Consider the following 26699-nt stretch of genomic DNA (forward strand, 5'->3'; position numbering starts at 1 on the left):
TATCTTACGGCCGATCTCCGGCCAGGGTCTTGGGCATCACACGATGCCGAGCGTCCCGGGTTCCGAAACCACGCGTATAATTGTGCCTTGACCTCAACTAGATCCTGACATTCATGGTCCTGACACTTAAACCTGTTCGGAACAATCCCGGTGAAGCACTTTGCTCCCGGCTCCATGTGGATCACCTCTTCAGCAGAAAGGGACTTTCGCGTGCGCGTAGTCACGATCATTCCGACCTACAACGAGCTTGAATCGTTGCCGATCACCGTGGGTCGCCTACGTGCCGCAGTCCCTGACTCGGATGTTTTGATCGTCGATGACAACAGCCCCGACGGCACCGGAGACCTGGCCGACAAGATGGCCAGCGAAGACAGCGCCATCCACGTCATGCACCGTACCGGCAAGGAAGGGCTGGGGGCCGCATACCTTGCGGGCTTCCGCTGGGCCCTTGATGCCGGCTACGACGTGCTCGTTGAAATGGACGCCGACGGCTCCCACAAGCCCGAGCAGCTGCCGCTGCTGTTGGCCGAAATCCCCAAGGGCGCCGACCTTGTCATTGGCTCGCGCTGGGTCAAGGGCGGGTCCGTCGTCAACTGGCCGCTGCACCGCAAGGCGATTTCCCGCGTGGGCAGCTTCTACTCCCGCATGATGCTCGGCGTAAATCTTCGCGACATCACCGCAGGCTACCGTGCGTTCCGCCGCGAAACCCTCGAGGAGCTCGATTTCAACGCTGTCGAGTCCGTTGGCTACGGTTTCCAGGTCGACATGACCTTCCGCGTGGCGCAGATGGGCAAGAACATCGTCGAGGTTCCCATCACCTTCGTCGAGCGCGAACTCGGCGTCTCGAAGATGAGCGGCAACATCGTTGTCGAGGCAATGCTCAACGTCACCAAGTGGGGACTTGGCGCACGCTGGAAGAAGCTGACCGGCGGCAAGAAGTAGGCGCGCGGCTCAGCCACATGCGTTAAAAGACTGAGGGGCCGGTGGATTTCCACCGGCCCCTCAGTCTTTAGTGCTGTTGTTGCTTAGGACTTGGCTGCTGCCTGGGCTGCGCCACGGGTGGCACGCAACTTGTCCAAGCGATCCTGAAGGATCGTTTCAAGTTCTTCCGGGGTGCGACGCTCGAGGAGCATGTCCCAGTGAGTACGAACCGGCTTTTCGGTCGATTCCTCTTCCTGCTTCTCACCATTGACCAGCGTTGCTTCCTTGCCGGTCTTGGAGGTCCAGGTCTGCGGGATCTCTGCCTCGGCGGCAAAGATCACAAACACCTGTTCGCCGTCCTCGCAACGGTATTCAACGCGCTGGCGCGCTGCTGGCTCGACGCCAGCCTCAGTTTCCATGCTCTGTGCGCCAAGGCGCATTCCACGCAGGCTGCGATCGCTCATGTTGTCTCCCTACTGCGATTACAAACGGGTTCGGCTACCGATTTCAACGTCCCGGTTCAGCAAAAAATTCCCGCGGGGCGCAAGTCTCGAAGTTTCTATTATACGGCCCCGACAAGGCTTCGGGCGGGCCCCCTCGTTTGTGAGGTCGCCCGCCCGAAAACCCGGCCGTTCAGGGCCCGTCGATTACATCAACGTGCTGCCGCCGGCCTGCGGCTTGTCGTCGTCGTGGGCGGCGAAGTTGCCCAGGGCCCCGCCGATGCCCTTCAGGGCCTCGCCCACTTCGCTTGGGATGATCCACAGCTTGTTTGACGATCCCTCGGCGAGCTTGGGCAGCGTCTGCAGGTACTGGTAGGCCAGCAGCTTCTGGTCCGGCTTGCCCGCGTGGATCGCATCGAAGACCTTCTGGATGGCCTGTGCTTCACCGTCGGCCCGCAAGATTGCGGCCTTGGCGTCGCCTTCGGCCTTCAGGATAGAGGCCTGGCGCTGGCCTTCGGCGGTCAGGATCGCCGACTGCTTGGTGCCCTCGGCGGTCAAGATGGCTGCTCGGCGGTCACGCTCGGCGCGCATCTGCTTTTCCATCGAGTCCTGGATCGACAGGGGCGGGTCGATGGCCTTGAGCTCGACACGGGAGACTCGGATGCCCCACTTGCCGGTGGCCTCGTCCAGCACCCCGCGAAGCTGTCCGTTGATCTGGTCGCGGCTGGTCAACGCCTCTTCTAGGTTCAAACCGCCCACAACGTTGCGAAGCGTGGTGGTGGTCAGCTGCTCGACGGCCTGGATGTAGTTCGCGATCTCGTAGGTCGCCGCGCGGGGCTCAGTGATCTGGAAGTACACGACGGTGTCGATCGAGACCACCAGGTTGTCCTCGGTGATCACCGGCTGCGGAGGGAAGCTGACGACCTGTTCGCGCAGGTCCAAGATCGGGAGCAGGCGATCCACGAACGGGATCAATAGGGTCAACCCGGGTAGAAGGGTGCGGTGGTATTTGCCCAATCGCTCCACGATCCCGGCCCGTGCCTGCGGAATGATCCGCACGGCGCGCAAAAGCACGATGATCACGAAGACTGCCAGTACAACCAGGACGACCGTTAGGCCAAGACCCGATGTTTGCATCTCTTCTCACTTTCGTTGGGGCACCCGGAAACGGGCGCCAATAAACCTAGTAGGTGCGGGCGGCGCAGGACCTAGTCCAGCCCGGTCATGCGGGTTCGCCGGGTGATGTAGGCGGTGGCTCCCTCGATGCGCACCACCGAACCGTAGGTTCCCGGTTGCAGCGCAACCTCATCATCCGTGCGGACCGACCAGGTTTCCCCGCCGATTTTTGCGCGGCCGTTCATCCGGTTTGTCGGTTCCAGCACCAGCGCGTCCTCGCCGATAAGGCGATCTACATTGGTGCGAAGGGCTTCCGGGTCCTTGCGCAGGTGTCTGATGGCAATCGGTCTGACCAGCACGATCATGGCCAGTGCCGTGATGCAGAAGACTACGACCTGCAACCAGAATGGTCCGCCGAGCAACGCGACGGCTACACCGCCGAGCGCCCCAACGCCCAGCATGATGAAGTACAGATCAAGGGAGATCATCTCGATGATGGCCAGCAACAGGAATAGCGCCAGCCAAACCACCCAGGCATTTGATACTGCCCACTCAATCATTTTTTCCCCTCAAGGCGTGATGCGTTGGATCCACACCAACTCGTGCTTCCATTTTGCCCGACGGGGTACCCAAATCGAATCAGCACAAGGGAGTATGTTCTGCCTTGCGCGTCATCATTGAGGGCGTGTTGCCAACCTATTTCGGCGGCCCGCGGGCGAGTCCTGGCGTGAGTCGCACAGCTCGATCTCGGACGGGGAGTGGGAGTGGGAGATGTTTTTGGACCCACCGCGCGAACCCACCGAACGGGACCCCGCCCCGCCGCCACGCTGCGCTGGCGGGGCGTGGCCTCGGCAACACCCTTCTGGCAGCGTGCCCTAGCGTTGAGAGGTAGTGTCGATCGTCGTGGAGTTTGCTGTGTCTGCCATGGAGAAGAAGCCTTCCCGAGAGGGCGGGCGCGTCCTGCCGCTCGTGCTTTTCGTGGTCTACCTCGTCCTGCTGGCCTGGATGGTGCTGTTGAAGCTCGAGGTCCCGTACGCCGGAGGGGGCGCACTGCGCCAGATCAAGCTCGTCCCGTTCGCACCCAGTGCCGGGGCCGGTGCCAGCGACCCCCTCGAGGTCGTGGCGAACACCGTGCTCCTCGTGTCGTTCGGCCTCTACCTCGGCCTCCTCGCGCCGTCCTGGCCGTGGTGGAGGGCCGCGGGCGCGTTCGCCGGTGCGAGCCTGGTCTTGGAGGTTTCACAACACGTCCTGGCCATCGGGATCTCCGACGTCACCGACCTGCTTGTCAACACCGCCGGAGGACTGGCCGGATTCGGCCTGCTCACCCTGGCACGCCGCGGCCTCCAAGCGAGGACCGCCACGGTCATGACGCGGGTATGTTCGATAGGGACCGTGTTCGCCCTGCTTGCGATCGCGGTCTTCGTCGCTTCGCCCATACGGTACGGGCCACCTCGGGACCTCCCCGGCCTTTCCACGCCTGACCGGAATGCCGGGACACCGGCGAGAGAGCATGCCCCGGCCCCATGAGGCAGCCTGCGAGCCACATCCACGGGCCTAAACACGCCATGTTGATCCGGCCGCAGAGGGGCGGCGGGAATCAGCGGCGCCTGAACTCTTGGACCCTGAAGGCCGCAGAGAGTTCGATGGCCCCGGGATGCGCGTCGATCCGTTCGCGAAGGATTGCGGGATCCAGGTGGTGCCCGGCCGGGCCCATCATCGCCAAGTCAAAGGCCTGATCGGGGGAGAGCGCCAACGGCATGCGGATTTCCCGAGTGTCCTCCAAGGCAAACGATTCACCCATGGATGCGATGACGCCTGCCGCCTTGTCGCCAGCGATCCCCAGCAGGCCCAGCAGCTGCGCGCCGTCGGCCAGGTGCTCGGGCAGGGGAGTGACAACCAAGGCCACGCCGCCCGGGCGAAGTACCCGTGCGAATTCCTTCCCGTTGTGCGGGGAGAAGACGTTGATCAGCGCGTCAAAGGAAGCATCCGCCATCGGCAGCTCGCGCCACAGGTCCCAGACCAATGCCAGGGTGCCCGGCAGCTTTGCGGCCCGTCGCATGGCGAACTTGGAGATGTCCATGGCAATGGCCGTGGCCGATTCCGGCAGACCGTGAAGAACCTGGCCGAGGTAGTAACCGGTGCCGGCGCCCGCATCCAGGATGCGTGGCGCGGGGTTTCCGTCAACCGCGGCGGCCACCGACTCGGCGAGGGCGGCGGCCAACGGCCCGTAGTGGCCCGCCTCAAGGAAGGCCGCCCGGGCGGCAACCATGGCGGAGCCGTCCTCGCGAAAGGCGGTTCCCTTGCCGGTGAGAAGATTGAAGTATCCCTGCTTGGCCGCATCGAAGGCGTGCAGGTCGGGGCAGGAAAGTTGGGTTGGCCGGCCCGGCCGGGTGCGCAATCGCAGCTCGAGTCGGCAGACGGGACAGACCAGTCCCACATCCAGGTTTGTCGGCTGCTCCACGTGCTTCCTTCATCTTAAAAGTTTTGGATAGGCTAGCGCGGTGAAACCAGTGCAACTAGAACTACTCACTACTGTATCGGCGCCAAGCCTCAGCCCCGATTCCACCCGTGCCGTGGTTGCTGCCTCGCGGCCGAGTTTCGCCAGCGATACCTACGTTGGCCAGCTGTGGGAAACCCGCGTGGACGGCTCCGTGCCGCCACGGCGCCTCACCCGCGGGGAATCGGATCGACAGCCCCGGTACTCTCCCGACGGCCTGAGTATTGCCTTCCTGCGCTCCGACGCCAAGGGCAAGGCGCAGCTTGCGGTGGTTGAGGCCGACGGCGGCGAGCCGCAGGTGCTCACCGACCGGCCCATGGGAGTCAGCGGTTTCACCTGGTCTCCCGACTCGCTGGCCATCGCCTTCACCTCCCGCACCGCCGAACCCGGACGCTACGGCTCGATCGAAGGGGTCGGGGCCGGAGATGAGGCGCCCCGGCGCATCACCACCTTCAATTACCGCGGCGACGGCGTGGGTTTCGGGAAGGACAAGGTCCAGGGCCTGTTCTGCATTGAGGTCCCCGGGCCGGATGCAGAACCGTTCGTCAAACCGCGGGGCAGGGCTGCGCACGGTGTGAGTCCGCTGCCCACTGGCCGGCCTGCCGTCCGTGAGCTTGCCGTGGCCGCCCAGGACATCGGCGAGCCCTTCTACGGCCCCGACGGCGCCTGGATCTACTTCACCTCCGCACTGCACGAAAACCAGGATTCGGATCTGCGATCGATGATCCACCGGGTTCCGTCCGGAGCGCGGCAGCCGGTCGAACCGGAGCTTGTGCTGGGCGCCCCGGCGGGGGAATGGGCCTACCGTTCGGCATGCTGGAGCCTGGACGGATCGGCGCTTTTTGCCCTGGCCCAGCATGTGGGGGAATCCGGGACCGACTTCCTGGCCAAGCACACGGTGGTGGTTTCGGTGCCGGCAGCCGGGCTACCCGCCGCAAGCGCCCCCGCCCCTGAAGAAGCCAGACAGGTTGACTACACGGAATCCGAGTCCCTGGTCCCGTACGGCAGCGAATCGGTGCTGGCCTGTGCCCGCGTGCGCGGCACCGGCGAACTCCACCGGATCGGCGCCGACGGCACGGTGGACGTGCTCAGCGCCGGGCCGCGATTCATCCACGGTGCCGCCGCCAGCGGCGGGACGATCGTTGTCTCCCATATTTCCGAGGATTCGCCGGGGGAGTGCTCCGTGCTGGAAACCGGCGGAGTGCGCCGGCTGACCGATTTCGCGGCACCCTTGCGGGAACAAACAGGAGTGAGCCTGCCGCGGGAAGCCACCTTCACCGCCCCCGACGGATACCCGGTGCACGGCTGGATCCATCTGCCGTCCGGGCCCGGCCCGCACCCGGTGCTGCTGAACATCCACGGAGGCCCGTTCTCGCAATACGGGCCAGGCTATTTCGACGAGGCACAGGTTTACACGGCCGCCGGATACGCGGTGCTGCAGTGCAACCCGCGGGGCAGCTCCAGCTACGGGCGTGAGCACGGGCTGGCGATCCGGCATGCCATGGGCACCGTCGACCTGCTTGACGTGATGGCCTTCCTCGACGGTGCCTGCGCGGCAAACCCGGAACTGGACGCCACCAGGGCCGGCGTCCTGGGCGGCTCCTACGGGGGATACCTGACGGCCTGGGCGATCGCCCACGAGCACCGCTTCGCGGCGGCGATGGTGGAGCGCGGATTCCTGGACCCGACCTCGTTTGTCGGAACCTCGGACATCGGCTGGTTCTTTGCCGACGCCTACACCGGGTCCGATCCGGCACACGTGGCCGGCCAATCTCCCATGGCCAGGCTGGACCGGGTGCGCACCCCGACCCTCGTCATGCATTCGGAAGGCGACTACCGGTGTCCGCTCGAACAGGCCCAGCGCTACTTCGTGGGCCTCAAGCAGCGCGGCGTCCCCACCGAGTTCGTGCTCTTTCCGGGCGAAAGCCACGGGCTGAGCCGTGGCGGTTCCCCGTGGCACCGGCGCCAGCGTTTTGAAACAATCCTCGAGTGGTTCAACCGCTATTTGCCGGTGGACGCCATCCCGGCGGCCGATGCAGCGGGATAGGACAAGACGCGATGCGGTGAAACCCGTTCATTGATAACAATTCTTGCCGGGCCATTGATCGACCACCCGAATTCGGGAAGGCTTTGGGCAAACGGAGGGAATTGAAATGACGGCCAAACACAAGGCGTGCCTTCTCATGGGCGCAATCGCGGCCGCCGTTCTTGCCGGATGCCCCGGTGTCCCGGACCTGCGTCCGGGACACCGGGGGACTGCCTCAACCCGCACCACGGCCTATGCCGCCGACGAGTTTCGGGACATTTACCGGATGAATGCTGCGCTCGAAGTCAATCCCGCAAGGTCCCTCGCGGACCTGTACGAGCGATCCGAACTGATCGTGCTGGGTTCCGTCATCGATGCCGAGGCCGGGCCGTCCTATCCGGTTCGCCTGGATGACGGAACGACTGATGCGAACGGAACAACGATCCTCACCGTCGGGGTTGACGAGGTACTTGCCGGGGCCGCGGCGAATCAGGTCAAGGTGTGGATCTCGAGCACGAGCCGATCGGCCAACGACGCCTCGGCGGCCCTGATGCCTGCGGATCAATTGGTTTGGTATCTGCGCCCCAGCGAGGAGCCGGGAATCATGTACGCGACGGCGCGTGACGGCATCATCGGCAGCACCGCCGAAGGCAAGCTCACGACGGTGCTGGGCGGGCTCGGGGATGAGCTGTTCCCGGCGTCGATCACCACAGTCGAAGAACTCGCCGACTCGGTCGCGGCGTTCAAGAAGAAATCGGCAGGTTAGCCGGAGACACCTGGCCCACGGTCGGAGGGCCAAGACGCCCTGCAACCGTGAGGCTCCCGGTGCCGTCAGATGCTCAAAAGTTCAGCCCGATGCGTGCTTCCTCGATACCGGGGTTCGCCCAGCGAATGAACTCGTGGCTGGCGCACAGCGAACGGGTCAGCGCCTTGTCGATGTACACGGTTCCATCCAGGTGGTCTGTTTCATGCTGGAAGATCCGGGCCTGCCAACCGCTGAATGAGCGATTGTGGGCGAGGCCGTCTGCATCCATGTAGGCGGTGTCGATATCGGCCGGGCGATCGACGACTGCCTGGTAGCCGTTGAAGGAGAGGCATCCCTCGTAGAAGGCAGCCGTTCGCTTGCCGCGGGCTACATAGGTCGGGTTCAGGACCTCGAAGTACTCCAACGGCATGCGTTCGCGCACCGCTGCGACGTCATCGTTGGTGGGGTACATGTCCTCGAGCACGGCGATTCGCAAAGGAATGCCGAGTTGCGGGGCTGCAAGGCCCACCCCGGGTGCGTCGTGCATGACGGTTTTCATGGTGTCCAGGAACTCGCGAAGCAGTGTTGCATCCAGCTGGCCGGTGAATTCCTGCGCCGGCATGCGAAGCACTGGGTGGCCGAGCTGGACTATGGGCGGAATCGTGCCCGACACGTGAATCTCCACGAGTCGGGTGACTTCTTCGCGGATCCAATCGGGGGAGAGGAAGTCATCTTCGTTGCATTCCGGGTTCTGGCTCATGCGTTCACACCTTCAGCTAGTGGTTCTTTGGCTTCTTTGCCAGGGACAAAAGGCCGCAGTGCGTTAAGCCTGCTTTCCAGCCGTGATGCATCGAGCTCGGGCAGCAACGACAACGAATCGGCAAAGTTGCCGTCCATCAAAAGATCGAGGCGGATACCGTGATCGTAGAGAACATCGATGGCGTTGGCCAAACGGCGCAGGCCGAAGGGCGTCATTTCGGCGGAACCCGGTACACCGGAAACAATCCAGTGGCCGTAGTCCTTGGCCAATTCGAGGTAATCCAGCGTGGACGTCAGCGATTCGCAGAGATCGCGGAAATCAAACCAGATCTGGCCGTTGGCAACCCGCAGGGCCCGGATTTCATGGCTAGTCGGTTTGAGCCGTGCCGATTCCGTGGCATCCGGCACGGTGATGCCGAGCGCGTGCAATTCCGATTCCGATGGCGAGATGGCCAGCGTGCCCTTGGCGAAGCCCCGCCTGTCGGCCTCATCCTTGGCAATCGAGCGGTAATCCAGCCTTGCGTCGAGTTCGTGGACGTTCATCTGTTCACGAATGGCGTCGATGGTTGGCAGGATCAAGTGGTGGTAATACTCGTCGGCGAGCAGTTCCTCCGGCGGATAGTTTGAGGTGGTGATCAGCAGGATCCGCCGGCCCATGATGAATTTGAACATCCGGGCCAGCAACATTGCATCACCGGGGTCATTGCAGTGGAATTCGTCGAAGCAGAGCACCTCGACGTCGCCCAACATCGATTCGATCGCCTGCTCTATGGCGCTTGTGCGCGCCGCAACGCGGTCCATGCGGCCACGGGAAGACCCAAGTGAACCGGGTTCGTCAACCTGTGCCAATGCAATCTCCGTGGCCTTGTGCGCCGAGGAATGCAGTTCGCGGAAGAAATCGTGGAAGTGGACGCGTCGCTTCCTTGATGTGGGCAAGGCGTCATAGAACGCACCGAGAATCCAGGTTTTGCCGCGGCCTGGAGGACCCCAGAGATAAACGTGTTTTCCGGCGGGGGACAGGTGCCCCGGGCCAAGGTGCATGGCCACGTTGCCGCTCAGCAATCGCACTGCGGCTTGTTGTTGCTTGTCAAGATCCAGGCGTTCGACCGTCGCGCGCTCATGGATGACTCGCTGAATGTCGTCGTGCAATCCGTCCGATGTTCCGGACAGCGTGGAAGCCTGGGCGTCCGAATATTGATGTGGCATACCAACGAGTTTCCCTGAATAACTATGCAACCACCAAAACGTCGCCGAATGCAGTCAAAATATAGTTATGTCAACCAAAAGTTATCTTCCGGAGGGTGGTGATGGGCGAGTGTTTGGTCGTGAATTTTTGAGAGTTGACTCCATGAAATCTGCGGCCGAAATCGACAGCTCCGGGCGACCCTCGTTCGATCTCGGATTCCTGCGTGTCGGCAGCTCCGGCCGGGCGCGTGCGGTGGCCGCAGGCGGCCAGCCGGAGCGGGCGGTGAAAATCGAAAAAATGCCGGGGGATTCGGGCATGTTGGCCGGATGAGTGTCATGGTCAAAAATCTGATATTTGCCCACTTCCGGACGGTGATTCATTGCGCCGATAATCTACATTATGTCAGGTAATAGAAGGACTATCCGCAAAACGTGCAGATAATCCCCTTCTGATACGTCTGACAACGGCGTCGCAATAGGCTTGTTGACTTGGCGGTTGCCAGATCACCGGCAACCATGTCGATCCGGTGGTGCCGCGAGTTTGCTCGGCCCCCAGAACATTGCTTGACCAGCTATTTCCGACCGACCCATTGCAGTTCTTGCATTCCGTCTGCAATATTTGCATTCATGGAGACCGCGCCGTGAGCGAAGAAATGGGCCGGCTGCTCTGGCTTCCCGCCAAGGCTTCGCCGCCAGATCCAGACGAGTTCTTGAGTGAAGCGTTGGAGGGCTGGAAGCGCCAACAGCTGGCCCAGAACCTTGGCTTGGGCACGATTCGGCGGCGGTCGCGTTCGGTGCTTCGGATGACATCATTTGTTGGGAAGGCCCCCTGGGAATGGCTTCCCGGCGATGCGGATGATTTCTTTTCACACCTCCGAGGCGTCCAGAACCTTTCCCACAACACGGTCCGCGCCTACCAGGCCGATGTAAAGCTGTTTCTCGATTTTGCCGGAGACTCCGCCTATGACTGGAATGCTCGGTGCGGTCAGTTGTTCGGAACGGTGTTCTCCCAGGTCCTGAGCGAACTCAACCGAGCTACTCATGCCCAGGAAACCGGCGAGGCCTCCAAGCGGCCGTTCAGCATGCAGGAGTTGCAGGATTTCTTCGACCTGGCAGACCTGGAACCCGAGCGGATCCTCAATTCGGGGCGCAAGGGAGCGCTGGCAGCCTGGCGGGATGCGGTGATGTTCAAAACGATCTATGCCTGGGGATTGCGCCACAACGAGGCCCGCCACCTGATTCTCGCCGATTTCTCCCGCAACGTTCGCGCCCCATCCTTCGGTGAATGGGGCGTGCTTCGCGTTCGACAAGGCAAGGCCATGAAGGGCTCCGCCCCGAAGCAACGGACCGTGCTGACCGTCTTCGACTGGGCATCCGAGATGTTGGACCATTGGGAACGGGTAGGCCGCCCCCGGTTTGGGCTCCACCGATCCACTCCCCTGTTCCCTACCAATACGGGAAGACAGCTTGACCAGGCCTACCTGCGCCGCCGCTTCCACGCGCTCATAGGGGAGCTCGGGTTCGCGCCCGGTCTCGACATCCATTCATTCCGCCGTTCCTACGCCACGAACCTCCAAATCGACTCTGGCTACGACGTGAGCTTCGTCCAGCTGCAGCTTGGCCACGAGCACGCATCGACCACCTCGATCTACACAATTGCCTCACCGGACTACCGCGCCCGCGAACTGACCAGGGTCCTGACCGGCACCCTCGTCCGCAGCGGCGCCCTCCTCCCAGACCCCGACCGGAAGGAATCCCCATGAGACGCCAGGTCGACTACCAGTGGCGTGTTCGCGAACTGATGGCACGGAGCGGGATGCGCAACAGTCGCGACCTCGTTGAACCGCTTCGGGAACGGGGCATCACGCTCTCGGAATCACAGATCTATCGCCTGGTGGCCCAAGAACCCGAACGGATCGCCTTCAAGGTCCTTGTCGCACTCGCGGACATCTTCCGGGTCGAAGTCAATGAACTAGTTACCTATAGCGCAACGGACACCCGGGCCCTGCGGCCGAAAAAGGCCGTGGGAAGCGCCTCGGAGGTTCCCCTCGCGGAGGCCTATCGGCCGATTCGCGCCCGCATTAAGCGGCCCGGGAATGACGATGAATGAACTTCGCGGCCGCGGCCGCCCCAGAAGTAGCGGCACGCACCGTTGCGACCGATGCAGGAACCTGGTTGCCAGGATTCGCGTCCACTGGCCGGACGGGGCTGTCTGCGGCGCGTGCTTCTCTTCCGCGGTCAACGCGTCAGGAGCCTGCGCGCATTGCCGCGAATTTAGGCTCCTGCCCGGCCGCTCGCCTATCGGGGAAGAGATCTGCCGTGACTGCGCCGGCATTACGACAAACCTCACCTGCAGCAAATGCGGTCGCGAGGCAGAACGGCGCCGAGGCGGCCATTGCGCCGCCTGCATCGTCACCGAAGACCTCACCGGCATCCTCAAACCCAATGAACCGCCCGACCTCCGGCTCCACCGCCTCATTCGCGAACTGGCCAGCACCGACCGGCCCCGCAGCATCATCACCTGGATGCGTCTACCCGAGGCACAGGCACTTTTGAATTCGATCGGGGCCCGTACGCTCGAGCTCAGCCACGAGTCATTCGACGCGCTACCGCCGGCACACTCCGTGGAACATCTGCGCGAAATGCTCGTGCATCACCACATCCTGCCCGGCCGTGGCGATATTCGGCTTTTCAGGTTTGAAGCGTGGCTGGACACGCGACTCGGCAGCTTCGAAGACCGCCCGCGGATCCACCAGCCCCTGGAAGTTTTCGGTCGGTGGCACCACCTGCGTCGGCTTAGAACGATGCCACCGCAGACAAACATGGATTACGCCACGCGTTCCGCCAAGCAGGAAATCACCGAGGCCGGCAAATTCATGGTCTGGCTCGATACCGAACACGGCCTACACATCGACAAGATTCGCCAGGAACACATTGACCTCTACTGGTCCGAAGGGCCCTCTACCCGCAAACACATTCGCAACTTGCTCCAGCAACGGAAGCTCACCGGGAAAGGGCGCGCACTCAAGGCCAAGGCCCGCCAGGCCGTGGCCTCACCAATGTCCAGCACGACGAGCAGGCTCAACGCCATCCGCACAGTCATAGAAGCCGACGAGGTCTACCTGGGAACCCGAATCGCTGCGATCATCTTCCTGCTCTATGGCACACCCATCGGCAAGCTCGCCTCACTGCAGAGCAACCAGATCCACGCCGACGCCAACGGCATGACCATCGCCCTTGGCAGCCAGCCAGCCACAATCCCAGAACCACTGATCCCCCTCTTCACAGATCACCTGCGCCACGGCGCAAACAGCAGATCCATGAACAAGGAATCACCCTGGCTGTTCCCGTCCACCATGGCAGGCCAGCACATCAGCGGGAACGCTCTATGGAATCGACTCAAGATCTTCGATCTCCAGCCGCTCGCCACGCGAAACACCACCCTGTTCGACCTGTCCAAGGAACTTGACCCGGCAAGTCTCTCCGCATTGCTCGGCTACACCAGCATGACGATGACCAAGCACGCGGCGCATGCGGGCATGCAAATGGGCAGCTACCCCGCAACGATGCCAACCCGCGGAGAATTTGGGCCCGAAATTACGTGATGCAAACCCCGGCCACACCGTCGTTTCACTGCCCGCCCCTCTCGCGAGACGAAGCGAGAAAGAGCGCCGGGCAACGTATCTGGTCGGACGAGGTCCTGACACCAACCATTTGGCGATGGTGGTCCTAGCTGATCCCTCTGAGCTGCGCTACGAAATCGGCCAGCAACTGCAGCAGACCTGGCTGGAAACGGCACTCGGTTGGGCGCAACAGGCACCGAGCAGAGGTAACGCGCGGCCGGCGACAGACCATCGTTGGGATCTCATCCACAAGCCGGATGGCAGGTTGATTCTGGAAACAGAATAGAACGACTTCCTGCCCTCTCCCCTACCCGAACGTCGTAGGCAATGGCGAGACAACTGGTCCAGGCTCACTAGGCTCGGGTCACGCCAAACAACGATATTCCAGATATGCAGTCCAACTTCGCTGAGATGGGACGGCGAGGGAATCGGCGAGCCCGCCCGGGGCAAGGGTAGATTTCCTGCATTCAATGGCTCAGTGATGGATTCCTAAGGGGCGGAAACTGTCGAATAGTCCCAAGGACGATAAGCCTGTTATCCAGTGACGGTTTGAAGGGCCCTCCCCAGTAGCCTCTGCACCGACCCCGGTTGTCCTGTCTCATCTAAAGCGGACCAATCTCACTGCACATGGACCAATAGCAAGATCTGTCTCATTGCAGATGGACTTTCCGGCTAATCTGACTCACTACAGTCGGACCATTGCTGCCGGTTCCCGCAAAATGTCTTCGGCATTCGGCATTCGGCATTCGGCATTCGGCATCCAAAGCACGCACCGAGCTGACGGGCTCCCGGGTCGGAGACGCCTGATCCGTGCTGTGTCGGCCGATGCGGGATTTGCGGGTCTTGCCCGAAATATCATCCGTCCGAGATGACGCCGGGTGAGGTGGACCGGAGCATAATTTGAGTTGACGGTTTCTCGGGAGGTTGCCATGTGGAAGTGTGGAGAAGCCGATGTCAACGTGAATCGCGAAGCACCGGCCCGCACGCCGCCGCAAGTGTCACTGGATTGATGCTGGAGGGGCAAGCCTTGACGTGGCGGTTGCGAACGCGGCCGTGCCTGCCCCGGCCGCACCAGGCGGGATTGAGGCCTGGATCCACGCAGTGTTCATCCCGACGTTGACCGCCATCGCAAGCCGGTACGCAATGGTGACCGGCGGCCACCCTTCAGTGGCCGCACCAAGTTTCGCGAGAAATGCCCGAACCGGTTGCCCGGGGCCGCATTCTCCCGTGTGAGAGCGCCTGATGCGCGGAGTCCGGATCGGCCAACCAGTGCCGCGGACCCGCGACGGACCCGCGATTAGTCGACCGCGGACTCCGAAGGCCAGAGTGGGTTTTTCCACTAGGAGGCATAGACATGTATGAGAGCAAAGGGCGGAACCATCGCCCGGTGACCGAGGGCGATGGTGAACGTGCGGACATCGCTGGCGCGTCAGGAACAGAAATCAACCGTCGTTTGGTCTTGGGTTCGGGCCTGGCCATGGCCGCCACGGCGGGCCTGTTGGGGGCCGGTGTCGCTCATCCGGCACGCGCCGCCTCCGAAGGCCAGGCCGGCGCGCTCCAGGAAGTCACCGGCTATGCCCTGTACCTCTTGCCGCAGGACCACAAATGGCACACGGGCGGAATCTTCGACACCGGCCAGGTGCAGGAGTGGCATTACTGGACCGGCTTCTTCACCGATGACGAGACCGGGGAAGAGTTCGGCGTTTTTTACAACATCACGAACAACCCGAGTGCTCCCGGGGGGCCCTCGCTGTGGGAGCAAGGCGTCAGCTTCTCGTTCGGGGACTTCGCCAAGCAGGAGTTGGTCTGGTCGCACCAGCTGACTGCCGTTGGCTCATTGCAGGCGACACGGCCGCGGGGCTCGACCTCGCCGCACGACTTCCAGTACAACGCCACGGGCGAGAACCTGGAATTCACGACGGTGTACCGTGCCGAGCCTGACACGTGGCGCTTCAGCTTCACGGGTGTTGCCGCAAGCAACGGGAACCCGGCCATCGCCATGGACATGGTGAACACGCCCCAGTCGCCGTACGGCTACATGCCGGTCGGGCTTGCCGGCTTTGAGAATCAGAACATCCCCTGGAACGGGCAGAAGCTGGATCCCACCACCCTGTACTCACTGTCCTACTACTACACAGGCCCGATATCGAAGAGTAAGGGCACCGTCACCATCGGCGGCAAGACCCGCCATCTCACCGGCACCACCTGGTTTGAGCACCAGTGGGGGAACTACAACTCCGGGCAGGAGCCGTGGACGACTGCGTATACCTGGGGGGCGCTGACATTCGACGACGGCAACGTCTTCACCTGGCGCCAGTGGTACGGCGCGCCCAACGGATCGGCTCCCCTCCAACCGATCCTGGAGATCGGCCGCAACTCGTTCGGGACGCCCAATGACACACCGGGCGGCGGCCTTGCCTTCCACGTGGGGAACAACGCGGAGTGGAAAGCGTTGAAGACCTGGAAGTCACCGGTGAGCGGGCGCAACATCGCCACCCAGGTGCAGCTGACCAGCGCCTTCGGGACCTGGTACCTCACCAACGTCTTCGACAACTACGAGATGCCCTGGGGCTACCCGCCCTATGGGACCACTCCGTATAGCTTTGTCGAAGCCGCGATGTGGGTCCACACGGGCTCGGTCGACGGGCCGGTTGTCGGCCACGCTTTCCCGGAGCAGGGCAACCAGATCACCCAGTACCAGGCGGCAGTTCCCGGGTAGCGACTGCGGCGGCCCGGCTCGTCGCGGCGTCCTTGCCGCGCCCCGGGACGCCAAGCGGGGATCACCCGGAGCCCCGTACGTGCATTATGCGGCCTTGGAGCTGTTTCCGGACGGATTCGAAGTTTTGGTCCGGCTGTGGTGAGACAACAGCAGCAAGTTTGTCTCACCACAGCCGGACCAAAATACGGATTCCGTGCTTTTCGTGGTTCAGCTTAGATGGGATGGGACATCCGTCAACGGTGAAGCGTGCGCGCGTCATTGCCGTTGCAGGTGGAGCGCGCACGGGCAGCTGGCTGTGCGCGAGGTTGCCTGTCGGGCGGTCCGCCGTCGAAGACGCTTTGGGAAGCGCGGCTATCCGGGATCTTTGGTGGAATGCGATGAAGCAGTGTTGCGTCTGTGTTGGTTTTCGAGCGCGAGCAGCTTCTGCATCTGAACTTCAATTCATGGGCGACAAATCTGAAGCTCTGATTGCGGATGGGCTGCAGGGACCTGCCTGGCTGCCGTGGTGACATGACCGCCCTTGGCTTACGTTCAAGGCGTGACTCGCAATTGCTTTGCAAGGTCCAGCGGCGGCTCAGTGATGTCCGTTGGCGTTTGGCTCGATGAGCGCATCACGGTGCATCACCAGGGAGTCTTCTCCAATTTCGCAAAGTGTAGTAGCACTCCCCCACCCGCCGGCCACAAAATTGCACTGGCATTTCAGTAAGAAGCGTCCCTTCTGCTGCGACATTGCAAGGATGTCGTCGAATATTGACGGTTCGGGCCAGGTTTGCCAAGCGAGTAACGAATCACGCGGATTGGCAGCGAGAGTGCGCGTCGGAGGGTCGGCTGGCCCGTGTTCATCGAGCAACGAGCAGGGTTGCGGCGTCAAAGTGTTACCGCGATTGTTGTGGCTTTCGCCATGGCATCACTATAGTAAGCATCGTCCACCTGAACGCTGTTCAATTGGACGGTGTTCAAGTAGATGCCGTTCAGGATTGAAACGTAACAAGGAAATCTCCAATGACCAATCCTCGTACCCTCTCAAACCGTACCGGCAGTCGGCGGCTCGACGCCACAAGCCTCGCACGGGTCGCCGTATTCGCGGCCATTGTCGCCGTGCTCGGCCTGCCGGGCGGATTCACCGTCGCCGGCGGCGTCCCGATCACCGTCCAGACGCTCGGCGTGATGCTCGCTGGCGCCATTCTCGGACCATGGCTTGGCGCCCTCTCGATGACCGTGCTGATGGCGCTGGTCGCGATTGGCCTGCCCCTCCTCGCAGGCGGCCGCGGTGGCATCGGCGTGTTCTTCGGGCCTTCGGCGGGCTACCTCCTTGGCTGGATCGTCGCTGCGTTTGTCATCGGCTTGATTGTGCATGCGGGAGGGCGCAAGCCGGTGCTGTGGCGGACGGCCGTCGGCGTGCTCACCGGCGGCATCCTGGTGATCTACGCCGTCGGGATCCCCGTGCAGAGCATGGTGACGCGCCTGCCGCTCGGCGAGACGGTGTTGATGAGTCTCGCATTCGTACCTGGCGACCTGATCAAGGTCGTGACCGCGACGATCATCGTGATGACGTTGGTCCGGGCATATCCGCGCGCCTTCCGCCGCGTGTGGGCCTCGAAGACGGCCCCGGTCATGGAGCGGGTCTAGTGATCATTCCGGTCAGCGGTGGGGAGCCCGGCCTGCTCGAGCATCTCCAGCAGATCCGCGAGGCGGGTGACGTCCCCCTTGTCGGTGATCCCCGGTGGTCGACGGCGCACTGGGGCGCCATGGTCGAGGCCGCCACGAAGGCGGAGCTTCCCGACGGAACCGCCTGGGCGACCCTCACCTCCGGCAGCAGCGGCGCGCCGCGGATCGTGTTGCGCAGCGCCGAATCCTGGGACGACTCGTTTGCCGCCGTCAGCAGGTTCCTGGACGCCGGGCACGGGGAAAACGTGGCACTGCCCGCCCCGCCGGCTTCCTCGCTCACCTTATTTTCGCTGGCCCACTCGCTTTCGGGCGGGCCGCGCCCGATGCTGCGGGTCACCCCTGATGCCGATGCCTTGCACGGCACCCCGCAGGCTCTTCGGGCCGTACTCGACGCGGGCGCTCCACCGCGGTTGCGCGCTGCATTGATCGGCGGGTCCCACCTGGATCCGGCGCTGCGCCGGCGTGCCGAGGCCGCCGGCATCCGCGTGACCGCCTACTACGGTGCCGCCGAGCTGTCCTTCGTGGCCTGCGACGAAGGCGACGGCTTGCGGCCGTTCCCCGGGGTCGACCTGGAGATCCGGGATGGCGAGCTGTGGGTGCGCTCCACCTTCATCGCGTCCGGCTATGCCGGCGCCCCCGGTCCGCTGCGCCGGGACGGCGAGTGGGCGACGGTCGGCGACCGTGCGGAACTTGTCGACGGCCGCCTGCGACTGCTGGGACGGGCCGACGACGCGATCCTGAGCGCTTCGGCGACCATCGTTCCCGAGGAGGTCGAGGCCGTGCTGCGCTCGATTCCCGGCGTCCGCGACGCGATCGTGTTCGGGCTGCCGAGCGGACCAATCGGCGCCCTGGTTTCCGCGTTGTTGGAGTTGGATGACGATGCGCCGGTTGATGTCCGACCGCTTGCCGCAGCCCAGTTGGCTCCTGCGCATCGACCGCGACGCTGGTTCGCCGGCGAGATCCCGCGGACCGCGTCGGGCAAGCCCGCGCGGGCCGAAGCCGTGCGTTTGGTCCAGTCCGGGGAGGTGCAGTCCCTTGCAGTCTGACCGCGATCCAGTGATCATCGCAGCCCGGCGCAGCCCGATCGGCACGCGGGGCCGTGCCCTGGCACAATTGCGTGTCGAGGAGCTGGCGGCGCCCGTGATCCGGGCAGCCCTGGCCGACGCCGCAGCCGCGAACGGCGCCCCTGTCACCGTGGCCGATGTGCTGCTCGGGAACTGCATGGGTCCCGGAGGAAACCCGGGCCGCATCGCCGCGCTGGCGGCCGGGCTCGGCCACGAGGTTCCCGGCGTGACGGTGGATCGGCAATGCGGGAGCGGCTTGGCGGCCGTGCTCGATGCCGCGGCCGCATTCCGCGCCGGTGACGATCGCATGCGCGTCGCCGGCGGCGTGGAGAGCGCCTCCACGGCGCCGGTGCGTTCGGTGGACGGCATTGCCTATGACCGGGCACCGTTCGCCCCGGCGGGCTTCAGCGACCCGGAAATGACCCGGGCCGCCGAGGATCTCGCCGTGCACGATGGCATTTCGCGTGCCCGCCAGGACGCCCATGCCGCCCGCAGCCACGCCCGCGCACGGGCGGCACGGTCCGCCGGCCGGTTCGATGCCGAGCTGGTCCCGCTGGCAGGGCTCCAACATGACGACGCGGTCGGCGGCGCGGAGCGACTGCTCCCCCGGCTGCCCGCACTCTTTCCCGGAGGCTCGCTCACCGCGGGCACCGCCACGCGCATCGGGGACGGTGCCGCCGCCCTGGTGCTTGCCCCGGCCGGGACCGCTCCCGGGCTCGCGATCCGGGCGTCCGCCGTTCTCGGCTGCGATCCGGCGCTCCCGGGCATCGGGGCCGCCGGTGCAATCCAGGCGGCCCTGCGCTCGGCCGGATTGGACCTTGCGGACATCGCGGCGCTGGAGATCGTGGAGGCGTTCGCCGCGCAAAGCCTCGCCGTGCTCGACCGGCTCGGGATCGCGGACGACGACCCGCGGCTGTCCGCCGACGGCGGCGCGCTGGCGCTGGGCCACCCTTGGGGTGCCAGCGGTGCGATCGCCGTGGTGCGCCTCTTCAGCCGCCTCGTGCGCGCGGGCGCGCCGGCAGGGACCCGCGGTCTTGCCGCCGCGTCGATCGGCGGCGGCATGGGAATCGCCGCAGTGCTGGAGGTTGTCCGATGAGCTCGAACGGAATCCACCTCAACAACGTCGGGGTGCGCCTCGGTGATACGGACGTGCTGCAGGATCTCTCCCTCGATCTCGACGCGCGCACCGTGGCCGTCATCGGGGAGAACGGTTCGGGCAAATCCACGTTCGCCCGGTTGATCGGCGGACTCATTGCCAGGACCTCGGGCGAGCTGAGCATCCTGGGGATCGACCCGGCCAGCCGGGCCGCCGAGTTGCGCCGCCGCATCGCCATCGTGTTCAGCAACCCGGACGCGCAGATCATCATGCCAACGGTCGCCGAGGACGTCGCCTTCTCGCTGCGCGCCGACCGGCTCCGCCCGGCCGAGCTCGAGGAACGGGTGGCCGCGGCGATGGAACGGTTCGGCATCACCGAACTGGCCGAGCGCCCGTCCCACGACCTCTCCGGCGGCCAGAAACAGATGCTCGCGCTGTGCGGCGCTTTCGTGCGCAGCCCGGAGCTGGTGATCGCGGACGAGCCGACCGCCTACCTGGACGCGCGCAACGCCAGGAGGGTCGCCGACCACCTGTTCGAGGACAATGGGCACCGACTGGTGCTCGTCACCCACGACCTCGGGCTGGCCGCGCGTTGCGAACAGGCCGTGCTTTTCGCCGGCGGACGCATGGTGGCAGTCGGGGAACCGGATGCGATCATCGCCAGGTACGAGGCGGTGTTGCGATGCTGACGCTCTACCGTCCGGGGTACGGCTGGCTGCATCGCATGCCCGCCGGACCGAAGCTGCTGATGATCCTGTTCGTGGTGCTCGCCGTGTCGCTGCTGCCATCGCACTGGTGGTCGGCGGCCGCCGCCGCTGCGGTGGCCGTCCTGGGCTACGCGGTGGCCGGCCTCGGCCCGGGACTGTGCGGGATCCGGGAACTGGGCCGCCAGGTCTTCGCGGTCCGCTGGGTCATCGTGATCACCGTCGTCAGCCAGCTGGTCTTCATGGGCCCGGAGCCCGCGGTCGCCAACGCCGCCCGGGTCACGGCCGCCATAGTGCTCGCCGCACTGCTGGCGCTCACCACGCGAGTGACCGCGCTGCTGGACGCCATCGAGCGCGGGCTGCGCCCCCTGGAGCGGCTGGGCCTTGACCCGCAGCGGATCGCGTTGCTGCTCACGGTGACGATCAGCACCATCCCGGTGCTCGGCCGCCGGGCGAACGAGGTTCGCGATGCGCAGCGGGCGCGTGGGGCACGGAACAACCCGCGCACCTTCGTCGTCCCGTTCCTCATCGTGGCGCTCAAACACGCGGACGAGCTCGGCGATGCGCTTACCGCCAGGGGCGTGCGATGAACCCCGGCCGGCCGAACGTGCTCGGTCCCGTCGTCGATGGCCAGACGCGCTGCTTCCACTATCGAACCCCGCTCGACGTGATCGCGATCAAGTTCGCGTGCTGCCGCCAGTTCTACCCGTGCCATCTCTGCCACGAAGAGGCCGCCGACCACGTTGCGGCGCAATGGCCTGTCGATTCCCGCGACGAGCCGGCCGTGCTCTGCGGGGTATGCGGGCACCTCTTGGCGATCGCCGAATATCTAGATATCGACTCCTGCCCGAGTTGCGCTGCGGCGTTCAACCCGGGATGCAAGCTGCACACGGAGCTCTACTTTCAGGATTGAAGCCCTGATGCAGGATCTGCTGTCGATCCGGGTACCTCGCACTGCAGACATGCCCCATTCTTCATTCCCCCGTTGAATGCCGTTGGCGTTTCGCATCAACCGGTACAGCAGGTGGCGCTCCGTGCCGACGTATCCAAAACGTTCCGTTGGCGCGGTTCACTCGAGCGACACCCTTGACTGGCTGAAGGGGCGACAACGTTGTGGAGCCAACTGAAAGCTGGATTCAAGGGGTTTGGCTCAGCTCAGGTGAGACGGGACGGTGGATGACCAGGCCCGGATCGCCTGGTCCAACCGCACTGACGTCGCAGCGCCGATCGCATCCGGGTCCGCTGACTCTCGACCTGCCGTGCGCTGGTGGCTACTGTGAAACGCAGTGAAGTCCATCAGAGCCAGCTCGTCAACGCACGAGTAGCGGCGGCGACAGGTCGCCGATCACACGAAGGAGCACACCATGGGAATCCTCTCCGTCGACCTCTTCATGACCTTGGACGGCGTCTACCAGGCGCCGGGCGGCCCCGATGAGGACCGCGAGGGCGGCTTCGAATTCGGCGGCTGGCAGGGGGCATATTTCGACAACGAGTCCGGCGAAGCGATCGGCGCCGGCATCGACCACATGGACGCTCTGTTGCTCGGACGCAAGACCTACGACATCTTCGCGTCGTACTGGCCCGTCCAGGGCGACGACGATCCCATCGCAGTGAAGTTCAACGCCCTGCCGAAGTTCGTCGTGTCGCGCTCACTGTCCGACCCGGCATGGCGGGGCACCACGGCGCTGTCGGATGTTGCGGAGGTGGCCGCGTTGAAGGACCGGTTCAACGACATCCACGTCATCGGCAGCGGCGACCTCACGCGGTCGCTGCTCAAGGCCGGCCTCGCCGACCGGTTGAATTTCTTCCTCTACCCGCTCACGCTCGGATCGGGAAAGCGGTTGTTCAATGATGGAGCCGGCGTGCCCGCGGCGTTCCGGTTTGCGCAGCCGCCAAGGGCATTTCCGAGCGGCGCCATCCTACTTTCGTATGAGCGTGCCGGCGATCCGGTCACAGGCGTCGATATCAGCCAGCTTTAGCGACATTCTCGGACTTGCCGACGGCCCCGCTACTCCCCCGTTCAAGAGCGTTTGCACATTGGTTTCGCATGTGAAAAGACTGTTCGGATGTCCCGGTCAGGACTCCCCCGATGGTCATGGCTATTCTTGGTTATGTGGCTGGCTTGCATTGATTCATTTGGGACGAGCGGTAGAAACATAGGCGACTGCTCGAGTTTCCTGCTCCGATGCGTTGGTAGCTTCGTTGGACATGTGTTCGCGAACGAATGGAGTCGAAGCCGTTGATTGAGCAACCCGCACCGAGCAATAAATTTGGCAAGCTGGTCCTGTGGGACTTGGACCATACGTTGCTTCATCCCGCGTGTTTTGGCCGGGCGGCCATGGAGTCAGCGTTCAAGCAGCTCTTCTCAACGGACGCTCCCGACAGCATTCCGTTCGCAGGGCGTACAGACCGCGCAATACTTGGCGACTTCATCAGGCAAGGTGCGCCGGGACAAGAGAACTGCCAGGGAAGCTGCAAGACCTCGCAGCTTCCCTGGCCGAGGAGCGACGCGACATATTTGCGGAACACGGTGGTTGTGCCTTGCCGGGGGCGCTTAAAGCGTTGGAAACCCTCAGCGCCGAGGGAACAATTCTGCAATCGGTACTCTCCGGAAACCTGTAATGAATCGGCCAGATCAAAGTGGACTGCATCGGCGCCGCGGGACTTCTCGATCTCGATGTAGCGGCGTTCGGCGATCACCATACGGTACGTGCAGATTTGGTTCAGACCGCTGTGGCCGCGGCCATGGCCAAGTACGGTCATGCATTCGAAGGCAAGGACGTCGTCCTGATCGGCGATACGCCATTGGATGTTGAAGCGGCGCTCGCCGCCGGGGCGACTCCAATTGGAATCGCGAATGGCAGCTATAGTGTGGCCGAACTAGCAGCCGCCGGGGTAACCATCGTTCTGCCTGACTTGTGTGATTCGGAGGCAGTGCTGGTCGGCATCCTTGGCCTCTAGCTGGATCAACGACCTTCCCTGCCTTGGAACCTGGCTAGTTCGATTGAGGTCAGACGGTCCACTTGTTCACCATGAGTGGGTAAGGCTAGAGGAACAGCTTGAACCCCACGTGAGAAGGTGCGAAACCCAGCCGCTCGTAGAATCGATGCGCATCTTCACGGGTATTATCGCTCGTCAACTGAACTAATGAAGCACCTCGCCGCCGACCTTCCGCGATGGCCCACTCCATCATCACCGTTCCCAAGCCATTGCCCCGCAATCTCTCATCGACCCGGACTGCCTCCACCAGCAGGCGTGTCGCACCCATGCGAGCAAGGCCGGGAATGACGGTCAACTGCATGGTGGCCACAACAGTTTCCGCGTTGTCGGCCACGACAACCAACAATTGCGCCGGATCCGAGTCGATGGCATGGAAGGCGTCAAGGTAGGGGGTGCGGTCCTCGGCCGCAGCCGAGTTTTCGGCCTTCCGCAGCACGTCGTTGACCATAAGTTCAACAATGTGGGCGACGTCCGCTTCAACGGCTCTGCGCAGATAGAAGTTTTGGCCGGACAAAGTGAAGGTTTCCGAGGTCATGGATTCATCCTTGCACGCATGCGGGGGCATCGACGGACATGCAAGGTCGAAAAGTGTCGGGGCAGGTTTACCTTGTGGGACCTCACGCACTCCTCTTTCGGGCTATTTTGGGTTCGTCCTGTCGATCGTTTATGGTCCCTTCGCCGTCCTCCTGTTGACCCTCGGCAAAACCGACATTCGCGAGTTCACTGGCCCCCAGTGGTTACTGCACGCGATCGCCTTGATCATGGCCGGCATTCTGGCCGAGTTCCTGACCAATTACTTTCAACCCGCGCAAAGATCGCACACCGCCCGGTGATGCTTCCCGTTGCGGGTTCCAGCCGCCATGAAGACGGCTCTATTGCCGCAATATTCTCGCGTGCAAACGGCTGCGGAGCATGGCACTCGGTGCTGCGAGAGTGCTCGCCGAAGCGGTGCGACAACGAACGCTCGTGGCCGTCCGCGCTGCCGAACCAATTAGTGTCGTGAGTCCTCTTCACTCAATGTCTGGGCGGCGTGGAACCAACATTTAGGACGGTGTCCAAAACCTGGCCTGGTGATGGCGGGCCACCTGCGGCGGGCCGAGGACCGTGATGCAGCGGAAGACTGGTTGACAGCCTTGAAGCGTGCTTTTCTGGATTCAACGAATGTCGCCGGAGGCCAATTGAAACGCCATCATCAACGCAAGTATGTTCTCCAGGTTGCGGCCTTCGCGTTCGCGATCGCTGCCGCCCTGTTCCTACTGCTGGTCCCTGGATATAGCGAGGTTTCACAGTCAAACGACGGGCCAGAGCAGGTCAGGACTTCGACCCTGCTCGAGACCATAGGACCGGGGGTCTTATTGCCGCTGCTGGTCTCTGTCTCCCTGACCGGGTTACCTCTCCTTCTCAGGGGGCGCCCACAGAGATACGCATCGATCGCGGCCGCCATTGCTCTGAGCATCTTCGCCGTCCTGGGTTCCCTAAGCATCGGCTGGTTCTTCCTGCCGGCCACAATTGTCGCGTTCATTGCACTCTTTTCTCCGTCGGAGAAGCCCAATGCGCCGAGGACCCATCCGGAACTGAGCCATTGATCCACCTGCTGGCCCGGGCGATTGGACAATGGCAGCGCTTGACCGTGGATCTCACTCAACTGGTACGTCCCGCACTCCCCTATCTGGTTGTTCCGCCTTCACCCATCAGAGCGTCAGAAAGGGACCCATGGCGACACCGAGATTGAGGGGCGGGACTATCCGGGAGGCTCCTGCAGGCTGTCCCGAATGTGAATCGTCGGCAACAGCAATCGCTTTGTCCGTGAGCAATCGGTACGATCCCGAGCAGCGAGAGGGCCCGCCAATCCTTCATAGATTCAATATCGGGGCCGGACAGCCCAGGCTTCGTCGCCGATATTGAATGCGGCATGCAAGGATGAAGCCTGATGAATGCAATCACTCATTTCGGCGTGTACGGCCTTTGGAAACAGGATGATCAATTTGTCCTGATTCGTAAGTCGCGTGGGCCCTACTCCGGCCTCCTTGATCTGCCTGGAGGGTCACCCGAAATCAACGAAACCGAAAATCAGACGCTGGCGCGCGAGTTGGAAGAGGAATGCGGTGTGTTGCTGGATTCAATCCATCGGCAAGAACGCTTCGCCATTCGTGTCGACCGTTCCAGCAACGGAGCCGCAATTGATCTCACGCACAGTGGGCTCATAAAGTCAGTGAACGTAATAGGACGCGTCAAGCACCTTGGCGCTTTTGAGGACGTAAGTTCTGTTGAACTATTCGACAGAAGCCGTCACTCCACGGAAGAGTTCACTCCCCTCGTCCGTGAATCGCTGCATCTGTTCCCCGAATTCGGGTTCGCTTAGACCGCTTCCTGCGGACAAGGCCAAGTTCCTTCGACCATCGACAGCTTCCTCTTGGCCCGAAGAGAGTCCCGGACAAGCCCATCCGATACGGAACCTTCCATGAAAACCAAATGGAACACCCGATGCGGGGCAACGCAGGCGGTCCTCGCTCATTATGATGGGATCAAGCCTAAAAGATCAGTTTGAAACCCCACATGAGGCCATACAGGAAGGAATAGCGGAATGCTCCAGCTCGGATCTCCCGGGCGGTAAGGAGAATTAGTCATGGATACAGGAGCAGAGCTGTTTGGCAAGCTCAGCGCGTGGTGCAAGGACCACCGTCACGGTGTGCGCAACCGTCAGCAGTGGAAGAACATGGCCTATGGTGCAGCCGAGGATATTCACCAAGAACTGATCGCGATGGGGTTTAGTCCGCTCAGTAGAGACCATCTGCGCAGGATCGCCGCTAACGCTGACGAGTGGTGGTGGAAACAGAACTCACGCAGCGCATATGGGCGAGCACATTCCCGCCACGGCAAAGGCAACCCAGTGAAGCCCACTGTGTTGGATACGGGCATTGACTAGGCTAGAAATCTGCGTGATTAGGACGCCAGTACTCCCCCGGGGCTTCAGCGCAGCGTGCAGTTGCCAGCCAACTTGGGAAAATTCATGGAGCCTACAACTTCACAGCCCTTCAGACAGTTGAAAACCGCAATCGGTTCAATGCGGGAGCAATGCGATCCGAGCTTGCCCGGAAGTGTGAGCTGAGCCAGAACGTGACCGGTAAGATTCTTC

30 protein-coding genes are annotated in these 26699 nt (G+C 63.2%); 22 read left to right on the plus strand and 8 right to left on the minus strand.

Annotation, left to right across the window (positions count from 1 at the left end; genetic code table 11):
• Window positions 1–210 precede the first annotated feature (210 nt).
• Window positions 211–942: a polyprenol monophosphomannose synthase gene (locus JOF47_RS07130; protein ID WP_209996924.1), complete on the plus strand. Its 732-nt coding sequence runs from the start codon at window positions 211–213 to the stop codon at window positions 940–942.
• 83 nt (window positions 943–1025) lie between these two features.
• On the opposite strand, the gene JOF47_RS07135 is transcribed toward JOF47_RS07130, so the two are convergent.
• The 3 genes from JOF47_RS07135 to JOF47_RS07145 all read right to left on the minus strand — a co-directional run bounded on the left by JOF47_RS07135 (window position 1026) and on the right by JOF47_RS07145 (window position 3037).
• Complete coding sequence (locus tag JOF47_RS07135; RefSeq protein ID WP_209996925.1) at window positions 1026–1385, minus strand: RNA polymerase-binding protein RbpA; 360 nt, start codon at window positions 1383–1385, stop codon at window positions 1026–1028.
• 183 nt (window positions 1386–1568) lie between these two features.
• Entirely contained in the window at window positions 1569–2498 is a 930-nt protein-coding gene (locus tag JOF47_RS07140; RefSeq protein ID WP_209996926.1) for an SPFH domain-containing protein, read from the minus strand.
• Window positions 2499–2569: 71 nt separating this feature from the next.
• A complete protein-coding gene (locus JOF47_RS07145; RefSeq protein ID WP_209996927.1) occupies window positions 2570–3037 on the minus strand; it encodes an NfeD family protein in 468 nt (155 codons plus the stop codon).
• Window positions 3038–3401: 364 nt separating this feature from the next.
• Here JOF47_RS07145 and JOF47_RS07150 point away from each other — a divergent pair, with 364 nt between their 5' ends.
• Entirely contained in the window at window positions 3402–4004 is a 603-nt protein-coding gene (locus JOF47_RS07150; RefSeq protein ID WP_210001465.1) for a VanZ family protein, read from the plus strand.
• 70 nt (window positions 4005–4074) lie between these two features.
• Here the strand turns inward: JOF47_RS07150 and JOF47_RS07155 are convergent, their stop codons facing one another.
• Window positions 4075–4938 carry a methyltransferase domain-containing protein gene (locus tag JOF47_RS07155; protein WP_342592728.1) on the minus strand — a complete coding sequence of 288 codons (864 nt, stop codon included), beginning with the start codon at window positions 4936–4938 and terminating at the stop codon, window positions 4075–4077.
• A gap of 40 nt (window positions 4939–4978) precedes the next feature.
• On the opposite strand from JOF47_RS07155, the gene JOF47_RS07160 reads away from it, so the two are divergent.
• Window positions 4979–7021, plus strand: coding sequence for a S9 family peptidase (locus JOF47_RS07160; RefSeq protein ID WP_209996928.1), 2043 nt, complete (start codon window positions 4979–4981; stop codon window positions 7019–7021).
• 106 nt (window positions 7022–7127) lie between these two features.
• Window positions 7128–7766 carry a hypothetical protein gene (locus tag JOF47_RS07165; protein WP_209996929.1) on the plus strand — a complete coding sequence of 213 codons (639 nt, stop codon included), beginning with the start codon at window positions 7128–7130 and terminating at the stop codon, window positions 7764–7766.
• 73 nt (window positions 7767–7839) lie between these two features.
• On the opposite strand, the gene JOF47_RS07170 is transcribed toward JOF47_RS07165, so the two are convergent.
• Both JOF47_RS07170 and zapE read right to left on the minus strand, forming a co-directional pair.
• Entirely contained in the window at window positions 7840–8505 is a 666-nt protein-coding gene (locus JOF47_RS07170; protein WP_209996930.1) for a peptide deformylase, read from the minus strand.
• Window positions 8502–9653, minus strand: coding sequence for a cell division protein ZapE (gene zapE / locus JOF47_RS07175; protein ID WP_209996931.1), 1152 nt, complete (start codon window positions 9651–9653; stop codon window positions 8502–8504). The genes JOF47_RS07170 and zapE overlap by 4 nt, the downstream gene beginning before the upstream one ends.
• A 124-nt stretch (window positions 9654–9777) precedes the next feature.
• Between zapE and JOF47_RS07180 the strand changes: the two genes are divergently transcribed.
• The 3 genes from JOF47_RS07180 to JOF47_RS07190 all read left to right on the plus strand — a co-directional run bounded on the left by JOF47_RS07180 (window position 9778) and on the right by JOF47_RS07190 (window position 11799).
• Window positions 9778–10020 (plus strand): hypothetical protein, encoded by a 243-nt coding sequence (locus JOF47_RS07180; protein ID WP_209996932.1) that lies wholly within the window; start codon window positions 9778–9780, stop codon window positions 10018–10020.
• 310 nt (window positions 10021–10330) lie between these two features.
• Entirely contained in the window at window positions 10331–11452 is a 1122-nt protein-coding gene (locus tag JOF47_RS07185) for a tyrosine-type recombinase/integrase (RefSeq protein ID WP_209996933.1), read from the plus strand.
• Complete coding sequence (locus JOF47_RS07190; protein ID WP_209996934.1) at window positions 11449–11799, plus strand: helix-turn-helix domain-containing protein; 351 nt, start codon at window positions 11449–11451, stop codon at window positions 11797–11799. The genes JOF47_RS07185 and JOF47_RS07190 overlap by 4 nt, the downstream gene beginning before the upstream one ends.
• A 496-nt stretch (window positions 11800–12295) precedes the next feature.
• On the opposite strand, the gene JOF47_RS07195 is transcribed toward JOF47_RS07190, so the two are convergent.
• On the minus strand, window positions 12296–12475 hold the full coding sequence (locus JOF47_RS07195; RefSeq protein ID WP_209996935.1) for a hypothetical protein: 180 nt from the start codon (window positions 12473–12475) through the stop codon (window positions 12296–12298).
• A gap of 18 nt (window positions 12476–12493) precedes the next feature.
• Between JOF47_RS07195 and JOF47_RS07200 the strand changes: the two genes are divergently transcribed.
• The 11 genes from JOF47_RS07200 (at window position 12494) to JOF47_RS07250 (ending at window position 23524) form a co-directional block, all read left to right on the plus strand.
• Window positions 12494–13294 carry a hypothetical protein gene (locus JOF47_RS07200; protein ID WP_209996936.1) on the plus strand — a complete coding sequence of 267 codons (801 nt, stop codon included), beginning with the start codon at window positions 12494–12496 and terminating at the stop codon, window positions 13292–13294.
• 115 nt (window positions 13295–13409) lie between these two features.
• A complete protein-coding gene (locus JOF47_RS07205; protein ID WP_209996937.1) occupies window positions 13410–13598 on the plus strand; it encodes a hypothetical protein in 189 nt (62 codons plus the stop codon).
• A 1068-nt stretch (window positions 13599–14666) separates the two neighbouring features.
• Window positions 14667–16031, plus strand: a complete 1365-nt coding sequence (locus JOF47_RS07210; protein WP_209996938.1) for a lipocalin-like domain-containing protein — start codon at window positions 14667–14669, stop codon at window positions 16029–16031.
• A gap of 1002 nt (window positions 16032–17033) precedes the next feature.
• Entirely contained in the window at window positions 17034–17660 is a 627-nt protein-coding gene (locus JOF47_RS07215; RefSeq protein WP_209996939.1) for a biotin transporter BioY, read from the plus strand.
• Entirely contained in the window at window positions 17660–18745 is a 1086-nt protein-coding gene (locus tag JOF47_RS07220) for an AMP-binding protein (protein WP_209996940.1), read from the plus strand. Before JOF47_RS07215 ends, JOF47_RS07220 begins: the two co-directional genes overlap by 1 nt.
• Window positions 18735–19859: a thiolase family protein gene (locus JOF47_RS07225; protein WP_210001876.1), complete on the plus strand. Its 1125-nt coding sequence runs from the start codon at window positions 18735–18737 to the stop codon at window positions 19857–19859. The genes JOF47_RS07220 and JOF47_RS07225 overlap by 11 nt, the downstream gene beginning before the upstream one ends.
• Entirely contained in the window at window positions 19856–20548 is a 693-nt protein-coding gene (locus tag JOF47_RS07230) for an energy-coupling factor ABC transporter ATP-binding protein (protein WP_209996941.1), read from the plus strand. The genes JOF47_RS07225 and JOF47_RS07230 overlap by 4 nt, the downstream gene beginning before the upstream one ends.
• Entirely contained in the window at window positions 20542–21153 is a 612-nt protein-coding gene (locus JOF47_RS07235) for an energy-coupling factor transporter transmembrane component T family protein (RefSeq protein ID WP_209996942.1), read from the plus strand. The genes JOF47_RS07230 and JOF47_RS07235 overlap by 7 nt, the downstream gene beginning before the upstream one ends.
• A complete protein-coding gene (locus tag JOF47_RS07240; RefSeq protein WP_209996943.1) occupies window positions 21150–21476 on the plus strand; it encodes a CHY zinc finger protein in 327 nt (108 codons plus the stop codon). The genes JOF47_RS07235 and JOF47_RS07240 overlap by 4 nt, the downstream gene beginning before the upstream one ends.
• 451 nt (window positions 21477–21927) lie before the next feature.
• Window positions 21928–22542, plus strand: a complete 615-nt coding sequence (locus JOF47_RS07245; RefSeq protein WP_209996944.1) for a dihydrofolate reductase family protein — start codon at window positions 21928–21930, stop codon at window positions 22540–22542.
• Between the two features lie 661 nt (window positions 22543–23203).
• Window positions 23204–23524, plus strand: a complete 321-nt coding sequence (locus tag JOF47_RS07250; protein ID WP_209996945.1) for an HAD hydrolase-like protein — start codon at window positions 23204–23206, stop codon at window positions 23522–23524.
• A gap of 85 nt (window positions 23525–23609) precedes the next feature.
• Here the strand turns inward: JOF47_RS07250 and JOF47_RS07255 are convergent, their stop codons facing one another.
• Window positions 23610–24098, minus strand: a complete 489-nt coding sequence (locus JOF47_RS07255; protein WP_209996946.1) for a GNAT family N-acetyltransferase — start codon at window positions 24096–24098, stop codon at window positions 23610–23612.
• On the opposite strand from JOF47_RS07255, the gene JOF47_RS07260 reads away from it, so the two are divergent.
• The 4 genes from JOF47_RS07260 to JOF47_RS07275 all read left to right on the plus strand — a co-directional run bounded on the left by JOF47_RS07260 (window position 24097) and on the right by JOF47_RS07275 (window position 26489).
• Window positions 24097–24396, plus strand: a complete 300-nt coding sequence (locus tag JOF47_RS07260; RefSeq protein WP_209996947.1) for a hypothetical protein — start codon at window positions 24097–24099, stop codon at window positions 24394–24396. The genes JOF47_RS07255 and JOF47_RS07260 overlap by 2 nt on opposite strands.
• 237 nt (window positions 24397–24633) lie before the next feature.
• Window positions 24634–25149, plus strand: coding sequence for a hypothetical protein (locus tag JOF47_RS07265; protein WP_209996948.1), 516 nt, complete (start codon window positions 24634–24636; stop codon window positions 25147–25149).
• A gap of 344 nt (window positions 25150–25493) precedes the next feature.
• Window positions 25494–25925 (plus strand): NUDIX domain-containing protein, encoded by a 432-nt coding sequence (locus tag JOF47_RS07270; protein WP_209996949.1) that lies wholly within the window; start codon window positions 25494–25496, stop codon window positions 25923–25925.
• A 264-nt stretch (window positions 25926–26189) separates the two neighbouring features.
• Entirely contained in the window at window positions 26190–26489 is a 300-nt protein-coding gene (locus JOF47_RS07275) for a hypothetical protein (protein WP_209996950.1), read from the plus strand.
• Window positions 26490–26699 lie beyond the last annotated feature (210 nt).

The organism is Paeniglutamicibacter kerguelensis (assembly GCF_017876535.1).
GTDB classification, from domain to species: Bacteria; Actinomycetota; Actinomycetes; order Actinomycetales; family Micrococcaceae; genus Paeniglutamicibacter; species Paeniglutamicibacter kerguelensis.